This is a genomic window from Gemmatimonadota bacterium (assembly GCA_039715185.1).
Classification (GTDB): domain Bacteria; phylum Gemmatimonadota; class Gemmatimonadetes; order Longimicrobiales; family RSA9; genus DATHRK01.
Genome location: JBDLIA010000066.1, coordinates 1 through 18,474 on the forward strand (window position 1 = coordinate 1; position 18,474 = coordinate 18,474).

At 69.9% G+C, this 18,474-nt stretch carries 13 protein-coding genes and 2 tRNA genes; 5 read left to right on the plus strand and 10 right to left on the minus strand.

The features are described 5' to 3' along the window. Positions 1 to 100: 100 nt before the first annotated feature. Positions 101 to 946: a glycosyltransferase gene (locus tag ABFS34_11845; protein MEN8376133.1), complete on the minus strand. Its 846-nt coding sequence runs from the start codon at positions 944 to 946 to the stop codon at positions 101 to 103. Positions 947 to 1,114: 168 nt separating this feature from the next. Then, positions 1,115 to 2,944 carry an ABC transporter ATP-binding protein gene (locus ABFS34_11850; protein MEN8376134.1) on the minus strand — a complete coding sequence of 610 codons (1,830 nt, stop codon included), beginning with the start codon at positions 2,942 to 2,944 and terminating at the stop codon, positions 1,115 to 1,117. A 181-nt stretch (positions 2,945 to 3,125) separates the two neighbouring features. Between ABFS34_11850 and ABFS34_11855 the strand changes: the two genes are divergently transcribed. From ABFS34_11855 to ABFS34_11865, 3 genes are all read left to right on the plus strand, one after another. Continuing rightward, a complete protein-coding gene (locus ABFS34_11855) occupies positions 3,126 to 4,109 on the plus strand; it encodes a glycosyltransferase family 2 protein (GenBank protein ID MEN8376135.1) in 984 nt (327 codons plus the stop codon). A 12-nt stretch (positions 4,110 to 4,121) separates the two neighbouring features. Further along, positions 4,122 to 4,928 (plus strand): DUF3108 domain-containing protein, encoded by an 807-nt coding sequence (locus ABFS34_11860; GenBank protein ID MEN8376136.1) that lies wholly within the window; start codon positions 4,122 to 4,124, stop codon positions 4,926 to 4,928. Between the two features lie 71 nt (positions 4,929 to 4,999). Next, complete coding sequence (locus ABFS34_11865) at positions 5,000 to 5,971, plus strand: hypothetical protein (protein ID MEN8376137.1); 972 nt, start codon at positions 5,000 to 5,002, stop codon at positions 5,969 to 5,971. Here the strand turns inward: ABFS34_11865 and ABFS34_11870 are convergent. Further along, complete coding sequence (locus ABFS34_11870; protein MEN8376138.1) at positions 5,968 to 6,879, minus strand: DNA-formamidopyrimidine glycosylase family protein; 912 nt, start codon at positions 6,877 to 6,879, stop codon at positions 5,968 to 5,970. The genes ABFS34_11865 and ABFS34_11870 overlap by 4 nt on opposite strands. A 105-nt stretch (positions 6,880 to 6,984) precedes the next feature. Here ABFS34_11870 and ABFS34_11875 point away from each other — a divergent pair. Together ABFS34_11875 and ABFS34_11880 are read left to right on the plus strand one after the other, a co-directional pair. Further along, a tRNA-Glu gene (locus ABFS34_11875) sits at positions 6,985 to 7,057 on the plus strand. A 48-nt stretch (positions 7,058 to 7,105) separates the two neighbouring features. Next, positions 7,106 to 7,179: transfer RNA gene (locus ABFS34_11880), tRNA-Val, on the plus strand. Between the two features lie 53 nt (positions 7,180 to 7,232). On the opposite strand, the gene ABFS34_11885 is transcribed toward ABFS34_11880, so the two are convergent. The 7 genes from ABFS34_11885 to ABFS34_11915 form a co-directional block, all read right to left on the minus strand. Further along, the gene (locus ABFS34_11885) at positions 7,233 to 8,729 is read right to left on the minus strand and encodes a hypothetical protein (protein MEN8376139.1); all 1,497 of its coding nucleotides are present in this window, start codon (positions 8,727 to 8,729) and stop codon (positions 7,233 to 7,235) included. A gap of 452 nt (positions 8,730 to 9,181) precedes the next feature. Further along, entirely contained in the window at positions 9,182 to 11,509 is a 2,328-nt protein-coding gene (locus ABFS34_11890) for a M56 family metallopeptidase (protein ID MEN8376140.1), read from the minus strand. After that, a complete protein-coding gene (locus ABFS34_11895) occupies positions 11,506 to 11,889 on the minus strand; it encodes a BlaI/MecI/CopY family transcriptional regulator (protein MEN8376141.1) in 384 nt (127 codons plus the stop codon). Before ABFS34_11895 ends, ABFS34_11890 begins: the two co-directional genes overlap by 4 nt. 148 nt (positions 11,890 to 12,037) lie before the next feature. After that, entirely contained in the window at positions 12,038 to 14,272 is a 2,235-nt protein-coding gene (locus ABFS34_11900; protein MEN8376142.1) for a GWxTD domain-containing protein, read from the minus strand. Between the two features lie 147 nt (positions 14,273 to 14,419). Then, positions 14,420 to 14,920 (minus strand): hypothetical protein, encoded by a 501-nt coding sequence (locus ABFS34_11905; GenBank protein MEN8376143.1) that lies wholly within the window; start codon positions 14,918 to 14,920, stop codon positions 14,420 to 14,422. Between the two features lie 241 nt (positions 14,921 to 15,161). After that, entirely contained in the window at positions 15,162 to 16,337 is a 1,176-nt protein-coding gene (locus tag ABFS34_11910; protein ID MEN8376144.1) for a hypothetical protein, read from the minus strand. Then, positions 16,334 to 18,474: hypothetical protein (locus ABFS34_11915; protein ID MEN8376145.1), on the minus strand; the 2,141-nt coding region annotated here is incomplete at its 5' end. The genes ABFS34_11910 and ABFS34_11915, both read right to left, overlap by 4 nt.

An 18,474-nucleotide genomic window follows, 5' to 3' on the forward strand; every position in this document is an offset into this window, starting at 1 on the left:
CGCGCGCGGCCCGCGAGCACGCGCTGGCGTCCTTCGACCTGGGTCGGCAAACCGCCGAGCTGGAGCGCATCTACGACGAGGCGCGCGGGCTGGACCGACGCTAGCGGCTCACCACGCCTGCCCCTTCTTCCCTCTCCAGCTCCGCGATTCCGCGCGGCGCGCGCGCCTGCCCGCTCTGGCGGATGCGGGCGCGCTGCTCCGCGATTCGGCTCATGCCCTCTGGGTCGCGCCACGGCCGTTCGTGGTGCATGTGTACCGCCGGCGCCCGGTGTCGTATGCGCAGCGGACGGACGCCCAGGTTCTCCAGGCGGTCGCCGACCGCCGCGTCCTGGCCGCCGTAGCCCATGTCCAGGTCGAAGCCGTTGACCTCGACGAGGTGCTCGCGCCAGGTCGACGCGTTGTTGCCGTGCCAGCGGCGCGGCGTGGGCGTGAGCTGGTCCAGCACCCACCCCGGCGCGCCCGGCCCGGCGAAGCGGAGCGCCCGTCGGCCCGGCCGCAGCCCCAGGCAGCGCAGGTGGCGCAACGAGGTCGCCCTGCCCGCGCGCACGTCCTCGACCGTCAGCGCCTCGGTGACCCGCCGCGTGAGCTTGACGTAGCCGCCGGCCAGGTAGCGGCCGGGCCGGGCGAGCCGCGCGTGCGTTTCCACCAGCCGGGGGTGCGCTATCGTATCTCCGTCGGAGAAGACCAGGTAGTCGCGGTCCGCGGCCAGGATCGCCCGGTTGAGGATGGAGCTCTTGCGGAAGCCGCGGTCCGGCTGCCACACGTGGACGATGTCCAGCCCCGCCGAGGCGCGCATGCGATCGACCAACGCGCGGGTGTCGGGACCCGAGCCGTCGTCCGCGACGATCACCTGGAATCCACTCGCCGTCTGCGCCGCGTAGGACCACAGCGCCAGCTCCAGAGCCTGCGGCCATTGGTAAGTGGACAGCACCACCCCGACGCGCACGCCGGCTAGAGGACCGTAACAGGTGAGTACTTGGCATTCGAGGGACGATGCATCCCGCCCGGGGTCGTTGGGACTCCTCGCAATAGCCCTGCTATTACTCGTCCTCCCGCCTCCCCGGATCGGGCGCCTCGCCCCTCTCGATGCTCAACTATCATCTGTTACAGTCCACTAGGCCCCCGATGTCTGCAGCTCGTACAGGTAGCGGTAGGTGCCGTCGCGCTGGATCAGCTCCTCGTGGCGGCCGGTGTCCACGATGCGCCCCTCGCTCAGCACCAGGATCTGGTCCGCGTGCTGGATGGTCGACAGCCTGTGGGCGATGACGAACACCGTGCGCCCTGCAAGCAGCTCGGCGACCGCCTCCTGGACGTGGCGCTCTGACTCGGAGTCGAGCGCCGAGGTAGCCTCGTCGAAGATGAGGATGGGCGGGTCGCGCAGGATCGCCCGCGCGATGGCAATGCGCTGGCGCTGTCCCCCGGAGAGCCGCGTGCCGCGCTCCCCGAGCACGGTGCCGTAGCCTTCCGGCAGCGCCCGGATGAACTCGTGCGCGTGCGCGGCGCGCGCGGCCTGCTCGATGTCGTCGTCGTCGGCGTCCAGCAGGCCGTAGGCGATGTTGGCTCGCACGGTATCGTGGAAGAGGACGGTCTCCTGCGCGACGATGCCCAGGCTGGAGCGCAGCGATGCGATGGTGTATTCGCGCAGGTCCGTGCCGTCGAACGTGATGCGCCCGGAGGTGGGGTCGTAGAAGCGGGCGACGAGGTCCACGAAGGTCGTCTTGCCGGCGCCGCTCGGGCCGACGAGCGCGACCACTTCCCCCGCCCGGACCTCCAGGTCGATGTCGCTCAGCACGGGCTCGCCCTCCTCGTAGTGGAACCCCACGCCCTCGAAGCGGATGCCCTCGGCGAGGCCACCGAACGGCCTGGCCCCGACCACGTCGCGAATCTCGATCGGCGCGTCCAGGAATTCGAACACGCGTTCGGCGGCGGCCAACCCCGGCTGGATGGCCGCGGGCAGCCGAGACAGCACCTTGGCGGGCGAATAGAGCTGCATGCTGACGCCCAGGAAGCCTATGAACGCGGCGCCTGTGAGGGTCCCGTCCACCAGCACCAGGTTGCTGCCGTACCACAGCAGCAGGAGCGTGCCGAGCGCCGCCATCATCTCCGACAGCGGGCCCGTGGCGGCGCGCAGCTTCTCGGTTCGCAGGAAGGTACGGAAGTAGGAATGCGTCAGCCGGCCGAACCGCTCGCGCTCGTAAGCTTCCGCCGCGGCGGCCTTCACAAGACGGATTCCGCTCACGGTTTCCTGAATGTGCGACGATACTTCCCCGGCCAGGTCCAGCACTCTGCGATCCCCCCGGCGCAGGCGTCGCACGACGCGGCTCCAGACCAGAAAGATGCCGGGGAGCACGACGACCGAAACGAGCGTCAACTCCGCCGAGATCGACAGGAGCAGCGCGAGCGCCGCGAGCACCCGCAGGAACGCAGTCAGGCCCTGAGAGATGTTGCGCGTGACGAGCGACCGGAGTCGCTCGGCGTCCCCGGTCAGGCGCGAGATGACCTGGCCCGCTCGGGTTTTTCCGAAGAAGCGGAGGTCCAGCTCCAGGAGGTGTCCGTACACCTCGTCGCGAAGGTCGCGCGTTACGCTCTGCTCGAGCCGCGCCACCAGGTATCGCTTGAGGAAGTCGAACGCGTTCTTGAGCGCGAAGACGGCGAGCATGAACAGGATGATGGCCAGCAGCACGTCCTGCGGGGACTGGCCCGGAGATACGACGCGCCCCACGGTCTGGCCCAGCAACCATTCCATGGCCGAGCCGTCGGAGCCGACGCTGAGAGGCGCGTCCCCGAACAGCGAATTGAGAAAGGGGATGAGCATGACCAGGCTGAACGCGTCGAAGAACGCGAACAGCATCGTGGCGAGCACCGCGAGGACGAGGATTCCCTCGTATCCTCCCAGATAGCGGAGCACCCGCCAGTAGAGACCGGCCTCTCCGCGCACGGACATCGCTTTGCCTCCTCGTCGCTCCTGCCCTTCACCACGCGCGATTCCCGCGGGCGGGCCGACGCGGGAGTGGAACGATAGCGTATTACCTTGGGGCCTACAACGTGATTCGGACGGCCGCGGGACCGTTTGCCCGGCCCGGGGGTTACCCCAGCGGCGACAGGCCGGAATTGAGGGAGGATCGGTGACCTTCGTTTACATATGCATTCCCGTGCACGACGAGGAGCGGACCATCGGCCCGCTCCTCTGGAAGGTGCGCCGCGTCATGGCCGAGTACGGCCGCGATTACCACATCGTGGTCGCCGACGACGCGTCGACCGACGCAACGGCGGATATCCTCGCCTCGTACCGGGGGGTTCTGCCGCTGACCGTCGTGCGCTGCAAGGAGCGCCGCGGGTACGGCCCCACGCTGGAACGGGCCCTGCGCAAGGCGGCGCGTATGTCGCAGTATCCCAAGCGGGACGCCATCGTCGCGCTGCACGGAGACTTCACCGACGATCCCGCGCTCATCCCCGAGCTGGTCAGGCACATCGAAGGCGGCGCCGACATCGTCGCCAACGGCGCTCGGCCGGATCTGAGGGGTGCGCCGTGGGGCCTGCGCGTGGCCCGCGGGGCGTTCGAGCGGCTGGCGCGCCGACGCGGGTGGCCGCGAGACGCGGGCTCGCCCGGCGCCGGCTTTCGCGCTTACCGGGCGCTCGTGCTGCGCAAGGCGTTCGAAACGGTCGGCGCGGAGCCGCTGCTTCGCTCCGACGGCTGGTCCTCGGACGCCGAGCTGCTGCGGGCCCTGGCGCCGCACGCGCGCCGGGTGACCAGCGGCGAGGCGGAGCGGGTCCACGGCCGACGCCAGAGGGCCACCCGCTTCAAGCTGGCCGAGGCGCTGCGGCACGTGCGCGGCGCCGCCTTCGGCGGGCACGTGCCCGGACCCTTCCCGCTGGAGTCCCCCGACGCCGACCTGGCCCGGGAAGGCCCCGACCGCAAACGCTCCAGGAGCCGCCGAAAGCCGGGGGCCGGCCGGCCCGCCGGTGGGGATGGGCGGCGTCCCGACCGGAACCGGACGAACTCCGGAGGGGAACCCGCGGATCGCGGCTCTGGTACTTCCAAGCGGAGGAAGAAACGCCGCCGACGTGGCGGCTCAGGTCAGCGCAACCCCGGCGCTGATTCCAGTTAGCCCAACGCGATCATGAAGATGCTGTTTGTGGCGACCGCTTTGTTCGGCTCGCTCGCGTCGCAGTCGCAAGTTGCGACGGCGCCGTCTCGCGGGCTCGAACGGGACACGACAGATGGTCTGGTAGTCGGGGTGACTCCGGTGCCCTGGGGCCCGGGAGAGCGCGCCGAGTACCAGCTCAGCGTGGGACTCTTCGGCACCGTCGGCGACGGATTCCTGGAGGTCCCCGAGGTCGAGGACATCCGCGGCCACGATACCTACCACATCCAGCTCGGCATCAAGGGATCGGTGCTATTCGGGGCGTTCAAGGTGGACGACACGTTCCAGTCGTGGCTGGACGTCAATTCCCTGGTCGCGCGCCGTTTCCAGAAGAACCAGAAGGAAGACGACTTCGTCCGCAACCGGACGTTCGATTTCTACCCCGACAACCTCACCTGGCACTGGGTGGAGCGGGACCGGAGCGGATTCCTGCCGTCCAACGACCCGTTGGACGAGGTGTCCATGTTCTTCTTCGTGCGCACTTTGCCGCTCGAGGTGGGCGACTCCTACACCTTCAATCGGTACTTCAAAGCGGAAGACAACCCGGTCCGCATCGAGGTCGTGCGCAAGGAGCGCGTGAAGGTGCCGGCCGGCGAGTTCGACACCATCGTCGTGCGGCCGATCATCAAGACCGACGGCATTTTCGGCGAGGAAAGCGAGCTCGAGGTCTACTTCACGGACGACGAGCGCCGCGTCCTGGTACTGATGGAGTCGAAGGCTCCTTGGGTGCGGTCGCTGACGCTGAAGTTGACGAACTACCAAGAGGGCCAGAAGCTTCCCTGAGCTTCCCGCCCGGCGCCGCCGCTGATCCGGTCCGCGTTGGGCTCCCGGTCCCCCGAGTCTCAGCGACGGCCGTGAACCGACCCCCGGAGTTGGATTTCTCCCGGCTGCGCACCGTTCCCATCGGATCCCGAGAAGACAAGCTAGCGGCGGCTCAGCTCGCTGCGCGGCCCGCTGCCGGCGCCGACGCCACCTTCGGCGCCTTCCTGGAGTCCCTGCCGGACGTGCTTGTGGCGGCGGACCTGAGGGCGCTCGTGCGCGCGATCGCCGACGCCGTGCGCTCCCGGGCCGAGCGGCGCGGGGCGGTGCTGTGCATGATGGGCGGGCACGTGGTGAAGACGGGCCTGTCCCCCGTGTTGATCGATCTGGCGGAGCGGGGCGTGATCACCGCGTTCGCCGCCAACGGATCCACCGCGATCCACGACTACGAGCTGGCGCGGTGGGGCGGCACCAGCGAGGACGTCGAGGCCGGCCTTGCCGACGGCACGTTCGGTATGGCCGAGGAGACCGGGCGGGGGATCAACGAGGCGATACGACGAGGCGCCGCCGAGGAACGCGGCCTGGGCGAGGCGTTGGGACTGGACCTGGCTGGCCGCGACGACCTGGTGGCCGGCGAGCACTCGATCCTGCTCGCGGCCCACAGGCTGGGGCTCCCATTCACGGTGCACTCGGCGATCGGCGCCGAGATCACGCACCAACACCCGGCCACCGACGGCGCCGCGATCGGCGCCGCCAGCTTCCGCGACTTCCGGCGCCTGGCGGCGCACCTGGAGGGGCTGGAGGGCGGCGTCGCGCTGAACATCGGCTCCGCCGTCATGATGCCCGAGGTGTTCCTCAAGGCGCTGACGGTGTGCCGCAACGCCAACGACGGCGCGCCGCGCGTCTTCGTCACGGCGGACATGGACATGATCCGCCACTACCGGCCGCGCGTAAACGTGGTGGAGCGTCCGACGAGGACGGGCGGCGGGAAGGGCTACCAGATCACGGGGCACCACGAGATCATGGTGCCGCTGCTGGCTTGGGCGGTGGTGAACGAGCTCGCCTAGCTTTCGCCCAGAAGGCCCTCCAGCTCCTCGAGCGTCCTGGGCCAGTCGTCCTTGAGCAGCTTGGAGAACGCGCGGTCTGCCAGCAGCCGGCCGCCGGTCTGGCAGGTGGGGCAGTAGTTGGTCTCGTTGGAGGCGTACTTGATGCGCTGGATGGGCGATCCGCATTGGGGGCACGGCTCGCCGTACTTGCCGTGGGCCTTCATGGCCGCGTGGAACGCGGTGATCTTCTCGGGGAAACCCTCGCCGACCTCGGAGCGAAGGATCTCCGTCCATTCACGGAGCGACCGCCGCGTGGCGCTGAATAGCCTCCGGGCTTCGTCCTCGGACAGGTCGCGCGAGCGCTTGAGCGGCGACAGCCGCGCCTCCAGCAGGATCTCGTCGGAGTGCGCATTTCCGATCCCGCTGAGGATGCGCGGATCGGTCAGTGCGCGCTTGAGCGTGCGGTTCTCGCGCTGGAGGGCGGCGCGGAACTCGTCGAAGTCGACCTCCAGCGGCTCCACGCCGCCCCTGTCGTGCGCCGCGAGGCCTGCGTCTCCGGCCACCACGTGCAGCGACGCCTTCTTCTTGGTGCCGGTCTCCGTGAGCAGCAGGCTGCCGTGCGCGAAGTCGAACGCCGCGAGCCCCGTCTTGCGGGGAATCGTCACGCCCGGATGACGCCAGCGCAGGCGGCCCGTGACCATCAAGTGGAGGACGATGTAGAGCGGGGGCTCGCCGTCCTCGAGCGCGAACACGATGCGCTTGCCGAGCCGTCGGACGCCCGCGATCGTGCGGCCCTCCACGGCGGACGCAGGTGGGTCGTAGGTGCGCAGAAGCGCCGGCGAGCGGATTCGCAGGCGCTCCAGCGTATCGCCGACCACGAAGCGGTCGAGCGCCTCCACGTAGGCGGTGATCTCCGGCAGCTCGGGCACGCGCCCTACCTTCCTCGATGGGTCTTCCGTCGGGCCCTGCGAGAGCCTTGACGCTTACACCGACCCATCTATCTTTGTACTCCGCTCGCGCAAGCGGGAGGGTACGCCCCCATCGTCTAGAGGCCTAGGATTCGTGGTTCTCAGCCACGCGACAGGGGTTCGAATCCCCTTGGGGGTACTCGGGGCCGGGTCTCGACCCGGCCCTTTTTCGCTGGAGATGAAGTCAGGTCGCGTAGCTCAGTTGGTTAGAGCGCACGGTTCACATCCGTGAGGTCGTAGGTTCGAGTCCTACCGCGACCATTGAGGCGAGTGAAGGCCCCGCGGCGGCTTCCGCCGGCGGGGCCTCGTCGTGTCTACTCCGGCGGGATCCGCGCGTAGACGCGGGTCGGCGTCGGGGGAAAGTCGCCGCCCCAGCAGTATGGCGCGCCGTCAGAGTCGAGAGCGCAGGCCAGGAACCAGCCCATCGAGAATTGCGTGACGCCGGGCACCACGAAGGGCGCCATCTCCGAACTCGCCCCATCCCAACATCCGGCTTCGCCGGCCAACAGGATACCGCACATGCGGTTTCGGGCTGAGGCGAGGCGCCGGAAGCGGAAATTGGCCACCTCGGTCGGGATCCGGGGAAAATCCACTCTGGGCTCGATCCCCTCCCAGGCGCCGCCGCCCCAGCAGAACGCCCGACTGTCAGCAGTGAGCCCGCAGGTGCCATCGAAGCCGCGCACGAGTCCGCCGAATTCCTGTGTGCCCGCAACCTGGATAGGCGGGTAGGTCACGCCGAGATCCTCGTTCGCTCCCAGTCTTCCTGCTGATCCCCAGCACCAGGTGCTTCCCGACTCGAGCACCGCGCAGCCGTGGAAGGGCGACAGCGCGACGCCGCGCACCGGACCGTCCACCGATAGACGCCTCGGCGTGAAGACTGTACTGGACTCGAACCCCTGGCCGATCTGGCCGGTGTCGTTGTGGCCCCAGCAGTACGCGTCACCTTCAATCGTGACTGCGCATTGCCCATGGTGCAGGCTCGCCTCGAGCGCACGGAGCGGGACGTCCAGGGCGATCGGCTCCGGCACGAGTGCGTCCCCCGCGAAAACGCTGTCACCGAGCAGCGAGTGCCCCTTCCAACCCCAGCAGTATCCTCTGCCAGAGACCGCAACGGCGCACGATTTCGCATCACCGAGGCTCAACGAGGAAAAGGGCACTTCGCTCAGCACCCGAACCGCGCCGTCCACCGGCTCCGAGCTGCCGTTTCCGAGCGCGCCATCCCGGCTTCGCCCCCAACAGTACGCCGCGCCGCCGTCGGCCAGTCCGCATGCGTGCGTCAGCCCCGCGGCAATCTGGGTGAGCCGGAAGATCGGCCGCACCTCCAGGGGGACGACCGCCCTGCGGCCGTCCACGTCGACGTGCAGCTCGGTCAGGCCAACGACCACTCCCGACACCACGCCGGCGCCGTCGACACTAGCCACGTCGGTGGACGCGGTGGACCACGTCGCGCGCGACGGAGGAACCTCGTTGCCGAAGGCGTCCAGCAAGCGGATCGGGGCTGGCGTCGCCATGCCAACCTCCACCAACACCCGCTCGGGGCCCTCCAGCACACTCACGACCCCGGGCGCCGCGGTGGCCTCAATGGTGACTTCCGCGCCGTTCGCGAGCCCAGCGGAGATCCGCTGCGTGCCCGCTTGCTCTCCCAGCGTCCACTCGGCTACGGCCACGCCGTCTCCGTCGCTCGTCGTGCTCGGGGTAGCGCTTCCTGCGCCCTCGCTCGGCGTCCAGAGCACTTCCACCCCTGGGATGGGATCGCCCTCCGGGGTGAGCACCCGTACGGCGGCCTGCGGATCCGGCCGCGCTGCGACCACGCCGCGGACCCCGCCTTCGACGACCTCGAGGACGGCGATCGCTTCGATTACGGCCGGGTCCGTCGGCCCGTCCTCGCCGCACGCAACGATGGCGTAGGCGAGGAGTGCGATGGCGCCAACTCGCCACCCGCGGTCGGCCCCATGTGCTGCAACGGATCGCCCACGAGCGGTTTGGTGGCGGCTTCGGGCGGTGATGCGAGTCTCGTGGATCAGGATCTTCCTAGTCGAGGCGGGCAGTGCGCCGTGGGAGTGCCACACGGCTCGCTCAAGTCACGTCGGTGAGTCGACCAAGTGAACCGAGGGTCGTCCTACCATCAAACGGTGTCGCAGCACAGCACGGTTGCGCAAGCATGTCGTGGAGACCTGCCGCGACCATTCATGGTGGACGTTGCGAAGCCCCGGCCAACCTCGCCGGGGCTTCTCATATATTGGGCCGGCGCGAGCCTTCGGGCCTACAAGCGGCGGATCAGTCGCCGCAGCTCCTCGATCTCGGGGGCGAGCCGGGCCTCGATCTCGGCCGCTCTCCGATCCGCGTCGAGTTCCTCGATTTCTCGCTCGGTCGCCAGGACCTTGCCCTCGAGGTCGTACTCCTCGATCTCGCGTTCCAGCGTCAGGACGCGACCCTCGAGGTCGAACGCGTCTATCTCGCGCCGAACCTCGGCGACACGGCCTTCGACGTCGTACTCGTCGATTTCGCGCTGAATCTCGGCGACACGGCCTTCGATGTCGTACTCGTCGATTTCACGCTGAATCTCGGCAACACGGCCTTCGACGTCGTACTCGCCGATCTCGCGCTCAATCGCCCGAATCTGCGCTCTTCGCTCCTCCAGTTCCTGCTCCAGCCGGGCCCGCGTGGTGGAGTCGCTCGTGCTGCGAGCCGCGGAGCTGAGGCTCGACATCCGTCCGCGGATCGAGGAAATCCGGCCTCTGAGGCTGCTCACGTGGCCCCTGGCGGAGGAGATCCGGCCCTTGAGGCTGCTGACCCGGCCCCTGGCGGAGGAGATCTGGCCCTTCAGGCTGCTGACCCGGCCCCGCGCGGAGGAGATTTGGCCGTTCAGGCTGCTGACCCGACCCCGGGCCGACGAGATCTGGCCCCGCAGGCTGCTCACGCGCCCTCGGTGCGAGGAGATTCGGCCTCTGAGGCTGCTCTGCCGGCCTCGGATCCGGTTGGCCTCCCAGTATCCGTTGAGGACCGTGAACATTCGATCTCGCCATTCGCGCGCGCCGTCGTCGAAAGCCTGGTCGCGTCCGTCCACGCTCCAAGAGTGCTCGATGCCCCCCGGCCCCTCCGTGATGACCATTCGCCGAAGCGCGCCCTCCTCGGATTCGAGCAGTACCCAACTATCGGCGCCGACCGCGCGCACCGAGGTGCCCTCGTCGGACAGCACGACATCTCCGTGGATGCGCATACACAGGCGCAGGTCATCGACGAACTTCTGGATCACCCGGTCGCCGTTGTACGTCCCCGAATGCTCGTGACGGTCCCCGCTCATCGTGAACGTGCCGCTGAAGTCTCCGTGAACGCCTCTGACATCGCAGGCAATCTCCTGGACGGCGGGCGGGGGCTCGAAAGCCACAGCTGGACCGGCCGCATCGGCCTTCACCGTCACTGTCGCTGTCGGCTCTGCGGCGCGTGTGAGTTCGACATGTTCCGGCGCGGGAGGCAGTTCGCCGGGGCCGTCGACCGCCACCGCAGGCGGCTGAGCGGGAACCGGACGGGCGATCGCCGCCGGGACGCTGAACGCCCCCAGGACGAGGACGACCAGAGCGGTCGTCGGCACGCTCAAACGGCGGCGCCGGGGATCCAGGATGGCCATGACTCTCCTCTCCAGCTGCGAGCGCTGGACCATGGGAAGCGCGAGGACGGCTGGGGCGCGATGCGCGCGCTCCGCCAGTTCGATGAGGTGCGCGGCGTACTCCGAAGGCCGGGTCCCGAGTGCGAGCACGCCATCGTCGCACGCCTGCTCGCGGCTGGCCGCCGACAGGCGAGACGCGACCCAACTGAGCGGGTGGAACCAGTACAGGGCCAGCGCGACCCGACCGAGCACCTGCCGCAGGGCGTCGCGGCGGCGCACGTGGATCATCTCGTGCGCCAGCACGACATCGCGGCGTTCGGAGCTCCACCCGTGCGCCGACTCCGGTAGCAGGATGACCGGCCTCAGCCACCCACCGGTCATGGGGGTGGCCGCGGAGTCGCTGGCCAGCAACCCCACGTCGCCCCGGACGCGGAGCCTCTCCCTCAGCGAGTCCACCCTCCGGCGCCACGAGGCGTCGCGAATCGGTGTCGCGTCTCGCACCTGCGCGTGGAAGCGCCGGACGCCGACGCCCACCGAAGCGAGGGCCGCGAGCACGCCAGCACCCCAGAGGAAGAGCATCGCCTGCGCGAGCCACCACTGCCCGGACGAGGAGTTGCTCGCCGGGGCGCCGCTGTACTCGAGGGCCGGCGCGACCTCGGTCCTCCGCGGCGCGTCGGCGGTAACGGATTCGATGGGGGTGACGTGCCCCTCGGGCGACCGGATAGCCGGCGCCGGCGCCTCCGGAGCGGGCGCCGGCAGGATGGCGAGCGTCAGCGCGGGTGCCCACGAAACCGCCACCGGCAGCGCCAGGAGCAACACGAACGTGGCGGTCCAGAGGGCGTGGCGCGCATCGGCGGCGCGGCGCCGCAGCGCCCAGGTGGACGCCACCGCGATGGCCAGCAGCGCGGTCGCCCGCAGCCCGATGTCAGCTGCGCGCGCCAGCTCGGGATCCATGGCATCGAGGCCGAGGGCGAACGCGCTCACAGTCCGTCCTCCTGCGCGCCCTCGATCATGCGCCGGAGGCGCTCCCGCTCCTCGGGGTCCAGCTCCCTGTCTTCCAGATCGAGGAGGGCCGCCACGGTGCCCTCCAGCGACCCGCCGAAAAACGTGTTGACCACGTGTCGCAGCGCGGAGCGGCGAACGCGCTTGGTGGGCGCCGTGGGGAAGTAGACGTAGCGCGGTCCCTCCCGCTCGTACCTGAGCTGATCCTTCTCCACCAGGATGCGAAGGGTCGAGCGCACGGCGGCGTCGGTGGGCGGATCAGCCATGTGCTCGCGGATGCGGGCGGCCGTGGCGTTGCCGAGCTCGTGGACGATGTCCATCACCTCTCGCTCACGGCGGCTCAGTCGGGGAAGCTCGTGCACGTGGACCTCTGGGTAGGGGCCGATACGGGCTGATTCGGTCCCCAACGTACACGGCTGCTGTTGAAAAATCAACACTCAAGCGAAGCGAGACCGGCCCTAGGTGTTTTCGGGGCGGGTTTAGGGGGCGTTTACCTGTCGGTGTGAACGGCTAGCGGCCTCCGGCCTCCTCCGGGACGACACTAACTCGCCGCACTCGTTCTGCCTCCTGTCCCGTCGCGAGGTCGATCAGGCGCACTCGCACCGCATACTCACCCGCCTCCAGGCCCGGCACCTCGATCGAGATGTACTCCGGGACCATGTCGTCGACGATCTCGGCCTGGCGCTCCCAACTCACCGTCGCGTCCTGGTCCTCTCCCAGGCCCAGCACGTTGCGCCCTGCGCGGATCAGCCTCGCGCCGAAGCTGCGCTTGGTCGAGTCTTCGACGGCCAACTCGGCCCGGAACGCGCCAACACCCGCGCTATCGGCCGCGAGTCCGTACACTTCGAAGTACAGGTGTATCGGCTGGTCGGCTGGCACCGTCGTTCCCCGCAATGGCACGATGACGAGATCGTCGCGGCGGGCCTGCGCTGAGTTTCTCGGACGGACCGTGTCCGCGGCCAGGAGGAGATCCGAGATGGAGAGCCGGCCGGCCGGGAAGACCTCGGTCTCGACTGTGGTGCGGGCGCGGCCCACGGGCCGCGGCAGACTGTCGGGCCCGGCACGTCGGGCCTCGAGCGCGTAGCGGTACGCGCCGGGCAGCACCTCGAAGACGTACGTTAGGCCCACTCCCCGCTCGGTGAGCTCGGTGGTGTTCTTCCGCTGCCAGACAGGCGTGTAGTCCAGGAGAAACGTGAAGATCCCGGTCTCCAGTCGGGTGCCGGAGTCCGCGCCGAGCGAGTCGAGTGGGGGCGCCGCGTAGATCTCCACCCGCGTCAGGTCGGCGCCGCTGCCCCGGAACCGCGCGAGCTGGTGCGGGATGGAGTGCACGGCCGTTACCGTGACCGGCGTGTAGGCTTCGGGAGATTCCTTTTCGAGGGCTTCGGCCACGACGAAGGACTTGACCTCGAAGCGAGCTCGCCGGTAGGTGAGCCTTTTGTCGAACTGGAAAAGAGGTCCCCGGGGCCCGTATGACCATGTGATCGTGCGCACCGGAAGCCCGTAGCAACACATGGCGGAGCGCCACGGCCGCCCGTAGCGCACCCAGATGTTGCCGCGATCCGACTCCCATCCGCGCAGACCCGACGCAGGCGCCGAGAATCGAAGCTCCGCCCAGGCGAGCCGAGCATAGTGCTCCAGCTCGCGCTCGTTCGCGTCGGTCAGAAACAGCGGGTCTTTGGCCGTGAAGACCATGCGGTTGAAGTCCGCGCGCTCCAGCCGGTCTGCCGCCTCGTATCGTCGCCGCTCGTTCCGCGGGAGGAGCACGCCGACGTCCTCGAACACGCGGCGCTGATCGCTCGGTAACAGCTCGACGGCCCTCCGAAAAGCCGCTTCCGCCTCATCGTCTCGTCCGCGGTTGTGGAGCCCCAAGCCTACGAACAGATTGGTACGCGGGTCCCTGGGCGACTGTCGGAGGAGCTCGTGGGCAATCTGGTCGTATCGCTTCCACTCGCCGCCCTCGGCCAGGTAGCTCAGCGCGGCGACGGCCGCGTCCACATGCCCGGGGTCCGCCTCGAGGGCGAGGAGGAAGTGCTCCATCATGCGCGCGCGCTCTTCCGACTTCAGGCCGGCGAGAGGTACAGCCTGCTCGTTCTGTTCCGCCCAGGCCTCGGGACAGAGGACGGGTGATGCTTGATCGGGTCCCCCGCCCCAGGCGATTCCCGAACAACTGATGCGCTCGGCCGTCGGCGGGACCATCACGAGCCCGTCCCAGTCCTCCCACCACGCCTGGTAGATCCGGCCCAACTCGAAGTGCATGCGGGCTCGGTTGTCCCGAGAAATGGACTCGCCCTTTTCCTCCGCCGCCTTCCACGCGCGATCCAGCACCCTCTTCGCGTCCACGCGCACGTGCTGCTTCCGAAGCAGCAGCCCGTACTCCAGCAGGACCTCGGGGTCCGAGCCCATCAGTCGGTGGGCGCGCTCGAGCAGGCGCTCCGCCTCCATGCGTTGGTCATACTGCCGTTCGATCTCGTGGGCCTGGGACGAAAGGATCGAGCCGAGACGGAGCAACGCCGGACCGAAGTCGGGCACTTCCTCTACGACGTCGCGGAGTCGGTCGACGGCGCTTGCGGTGTCTCCCGCGTCGAGCAAGGCCAGCGCGAGTCGGTAGGACGCGGGTTCTACGCGGACATCGTTCTGTGCAGCCAGCATCGCGGCGGGTGCCTCCACCAACGCGAGTATCGCCAGGCAGAGGGACGCGTGTTGGGAGAGAAGCTGGAGACGGTCGGAAAAGCACTGGAGCGGCATGGCTCACCTGCGAAGCCGGTGAGGTGGCAGGGGGCTGATGCGGAGCCCGTGTTATATCAAACATTGCGGTAGCCCCGTCCGGTTCCACAAGGCTGTTGCCGACGAGGCTCGGTGAGCGGGACGCCTCCCAACGCCCCGCTCACCCCTTCAGGGCGAGCCGGCCCCTCCCGACCGGCGTACGCCCTTCCTAAGCAACTTGGCGAGCGACGTGGAGTCCCCCTCCCGTGACTGCCGCTCAGCCTGCCGCTGCGCGCGCTCGGCGGCGAGCGCATCCCCGGTCGCGACGTTGCGCGCGACCGAGGCCTGGCGCTCGGCGGCCTCGACCGCCGTGTCCGGGTCCGTGAGGACCGACGTGAGCGCCTGGAGGTCCTGCGTGATCGCGACGCCATCGTCACCCGGAGCATAGGCCTCCAGCGTACCCACGAAGGCGATCGTCAGGATCACCGCGAACGCCGTGGCCGGGCCCCTGAACTTCAGGCTGATCCACTCGATCGTGGCGCCGAAGGCGAACGCCGCCGCCATCGCCACGGCCAGTTGCGGGCCGGGCAACTCGAAGCGCCAGGCCGCGACTCCGACGCCGGCGGCGAACACGAGTCCCGTGATCGCGCCGAAGCGGAGCCAGTCTATGATCGCGTTGCGTTGTCGCATTATCGCACTCCTCAATCGCGGAGAGAACGGGGGGCCGTCTCCGCGGTCGCACCATAGCAAAGGCCAGACCCGTGCCGGGCAGGTAGGCGTCATGTTGAAAAACGCGTACTCGCTATTCCATAAATGATTTGAGCCCTGTTTCAACACACAATCGGAGGAGCGTGATTGGTGCCGTCGGCCCCTGCGTAAGACGGCTTGCGTTGCAGTTTGCGAGCGGCTGAGTCGCAGCTTCAGACGGCGCTTAGGCCGTCTCCAGGTCGGTCTCGAACTGCGGAGGGGTGGGCGGATTCCAGCGATCGATCCAGTCCGCCACGTCGGCGATGTCGTCGCCGATGAAGAGCTTCTCGGAGTAGGCTCGCCCGTGCGCGAGCCGGCGCAGCAGCGGGTAAACCGGCTTCGCGTCGGTCCAGTAATCCCGTCCCAGAAACACCATGGGACTCGGAGCGCCGGTGGCGTAGTGGTTCTGGGCGGCGTCCTGGAAGATCTCCTGGACGGTGCCCGCGCTGCCCGGAGCGAACACCACGCCCGCTTGGGCGATGCGCAGCAGGCCGTCCTCGCGGACGCTGTTGTCGAAGTACTTGGCGATGCGGGACGCGAATACCGTGGGCGGCTCGTGCCCGTAGTGCCAGGTGGGGATGCCGAGCGAGTCTCTGAGGGGAGCGCCGTCCATTCTGATCCTCGCGTGGGCGCGAGCCGCCGTGTCCTGCCACAGCGGATGTTCGAAGGTGGGGGCTCCCGCCATGAGAGAGAGCGCGGCGTCCAGCTCCTCGGTGCCGCGGTCGGCGAGCCACGCGCCCAGGTGCGCGGCCTCCATGGCCCCCGGGCCGCCTCCCGTAGCCAGCAGGTAGCCCCGTCTGGTCAGGTCCCCGGCGAGCAGGGCGACGCCGCGGTACATCTCGTCGGTGCGCTCCAGACCGTGGCCGCCCATGATCGCCACCACGTTCTGCTCCGAGATGAATTCGCCGAGCGCGTCGGTCATGCCGTGGTCGTGCAGGCGGCGCGCGAGCGCGGTCAACAGATCGCGGGCGCGCTCCCGTCCGGCGTCGATGTATTGGCGGTAGATGCGCGCGTCCAGCGTGTTCCGCGCGCTCGCGGGTTCGCCCAGCACGTACTCGTCCAGGATCAGCCGCTCGGGCGTGTACAGACCCGAGGGGTAGGGGTCGAAGACGCAGTCAGCGAACACGGTCGTGGGAAAGAGGACCGCTCCCCGCTGGCGCATGCTCTCCAGCAACTCGGGATCGGCGCGGCCCCCCAGGACCACCGCGCAGTGCACGCTCGTGCGGGCCAGATCGTCCCCGAAGGGTGTGAGGTCGAGGCCCTGGAGCACCGCGTAGGCCAGGTCGCCTCCCGCGTCGAGGTGCGCGCGCAGGGCCGCCGGGTCGTCGAACTCCCGCGTTATGCGCAGCGGCTCGCTCACGGCGCGTCTGCGAGCCGGGCCAGCCGGCTCCGTACCTCCGCGACCTGCGCGAGCGCCGCCGGCTCCGCGTCGGCCCACAGCTCCAGGAAGCGGCGGTATTGGTCGACGGCTTCGCCGGTCCGTCCCTGGCGATCGAGCAACTCAGCCATGCGCAGGTGCGCCGGGGCCGCGTACAGGAACTCGTACCCCTCGCCCAGGCTGCGCAGCCAGCGCAGAGCTTCCTCAGTGTCGCCCGCCACGACGGCCAGCTCGGCGCGCAGCCACCGGTCCGGCGAGCGCGCGAAAAACGGCGAGATCATCACCCTCTCGATGGGCGCCTCCAGGGCCACGGCGTCCAGGTGCCGGAGCGCGGCGTCCGTGTCGCCCTCGGCCGCCGAGGCGTGGGCGCGGAGGCTCTCGGCGAGTGCCCGGCCCAGCGCGCGACTCTCCTCGGAGCGGCCGAGGCGCTCCAGGGTGAGCGCCCGTTCCCGCGCCGAGGCGATCTGGCCAAGGCGCGCGTCCAGGAGGCCGAGCAGGTAGTGCCGCAGGTGACGGTGCGCGTCCGCGTGCGCGCCGAGAAAGAAACCGATGTTGGGCGAACGGGTGCCCGGATCCCACGCCTCGAGGTCGGCGCGGACGCGCGCCAGCTCGGCGGAATCGGTGGGCCAGCCCGGCAGCAAGGCAAACAGCGCCGCGAACTCGCGAGCCCAGTCGGGCTCGGCGTCGCGCGCCCGGCCGAGCAGCCCGCGGGCCGCGTCCGGGCGTCCGCGAGCGGCCTCGACGGACGCCCTCAGGATGTGTCCGGCTGCGGCTAGTTCCGGCGTGTCCAGCGGCGGGTCGTCCATGGCGCCGAGGGCCGATGCGGCCTCCAGGTCCCCCAGGTTCGCCGCGATCCGGCCGAGCGCCACGCCGTAGACGATGGGGTCCGCCGCCCGCAGCGCGGCGCGGACGCTCGCCCGCTCGGTCTCGTCTCCCCACGCCGCGGCGCGCACGGCGCGCCACGCGATGGCCTGGTCGCTGGTGGCGTCGACGCCCGCGTACAGGGAGTCGAAGGCGGAGCGACGCTGGGCGGCGGCGGCGAACTCCAGGAGGTGGAAGCGCGCCTCGCCCACCCCCGGATCCAGGTCGATGGCGCGGCGCAGCGGCTCCTCCGCCTCAGCCGCCGGCCGGCCCCTGACGGGGTTGAAATGCACGAGCACCTCGCCCAGCCCGGCCCACGCTTCCGGGTCGTGCGGCGTCTGCGCGACCAGCGCCTCGTAGAGCCGCTCGGCGCGATCGGCGTCGCCTTCGAGCAAAGCGGCCCACGCGTTGACCAGCTCCCGCTCCCGGCCCGGCAGGCGCTCGGCGCTGCGCTGCGCGCTTCGGATGGCGACGCGCGCGCGCTGGAAGTCGAAGGCCCACTCCGACGCTGCGGACAGCCTGTAGTGCGCGAGGGCGAAGTCGGGGTCAAGGTCGACCGCCTCGGTGAACGCCTCGACGGCCGCCTCGTAGCTCGTCGCTCGAAAGGCCTCCGAGCCGCGCTGGTACGCCTTGAAGGCCCCCAGGGACGAAGTGGTCCGCGCGGCCACCCGGGTAAGGGGGTCCGCGCCCCGCGCCGCGAGGATCTGCGTGGCGACGTCGTCCACGAGCGCGAACAGAGAATCGCGCGGGGCCTCCCCGGTGGCGGACGCGCCCGACGTGTTCGTTCTCGCGTCGAGCAGGCGCGCCTCGATCCGCAGCCGCCCGGCCGCCTCGACCACGGTGCCTTCCACCCGGAACGGAGCCTCGAAGCGCTCCGCGACCTGTGCGGGCGACAGGCCCGGCCGGCGCGCGGCCAGCGACAGGACCGCGCGCGGACTGACGACAGCGAGCCCGCCCGCGCCGTCGAGCGCTGCCGCCAGCAGCGTGGCCACGCCCTCCGCCAGGAGCGCCGCGTCCTCGGAGCCGCCCGGCACCTGGAACGGCGGAATGACGGTCGCGGCGCCGGCGCCCGCCAGGCTGGGCGCCGGTGGTTCGCTCCGGTCGCCCAGCCACAGCCACAGCGCCAGCGCCGCGAGCAGGACGGCCGCCAACGCGCCCAGCGCGAGGAGCGGTCGGCGCGACGGTCGCGGCGCCGCGGAGGGCTCGGGGACTGTGGGCGCGGAGGGCGTACCGGCCGGCTCGGGGGTAGCTTCTCCCG

Bases quoted from the DNA above. Each gene is read 5' to 3' on its own strand.
- ABFS34_11850 (MEN8376134.1), bottom strand. From the start codon at position 2,944: ATGTCCGTGCGCGGAGAGGCCGGTCTCTACTGGCGGGTGCTCCGCTAT.
- ABFS34_11900 (MEN8376142.1), bottom strand. From the start codon at position 14,272: ATGCCGCTCCAGTGCTTTTCCGACCGTCTCCAGCTTCTCTCCCAACAC.
- ABFS34_11905 (MEN8376143.1), bottom strand. From the start codon at position 14,920: ATGCGACAACGCAACGCGATCATAGACTGGCTCCGCTTCGGCGCGATC.
- ABFS34_11860 (MEN8376136.1), top strand. From the start codon at position 4,122: ATGAAGATGCTGTTTGTGGCGACCGCTTTGTTCGGCTCGCTCGCGTCG.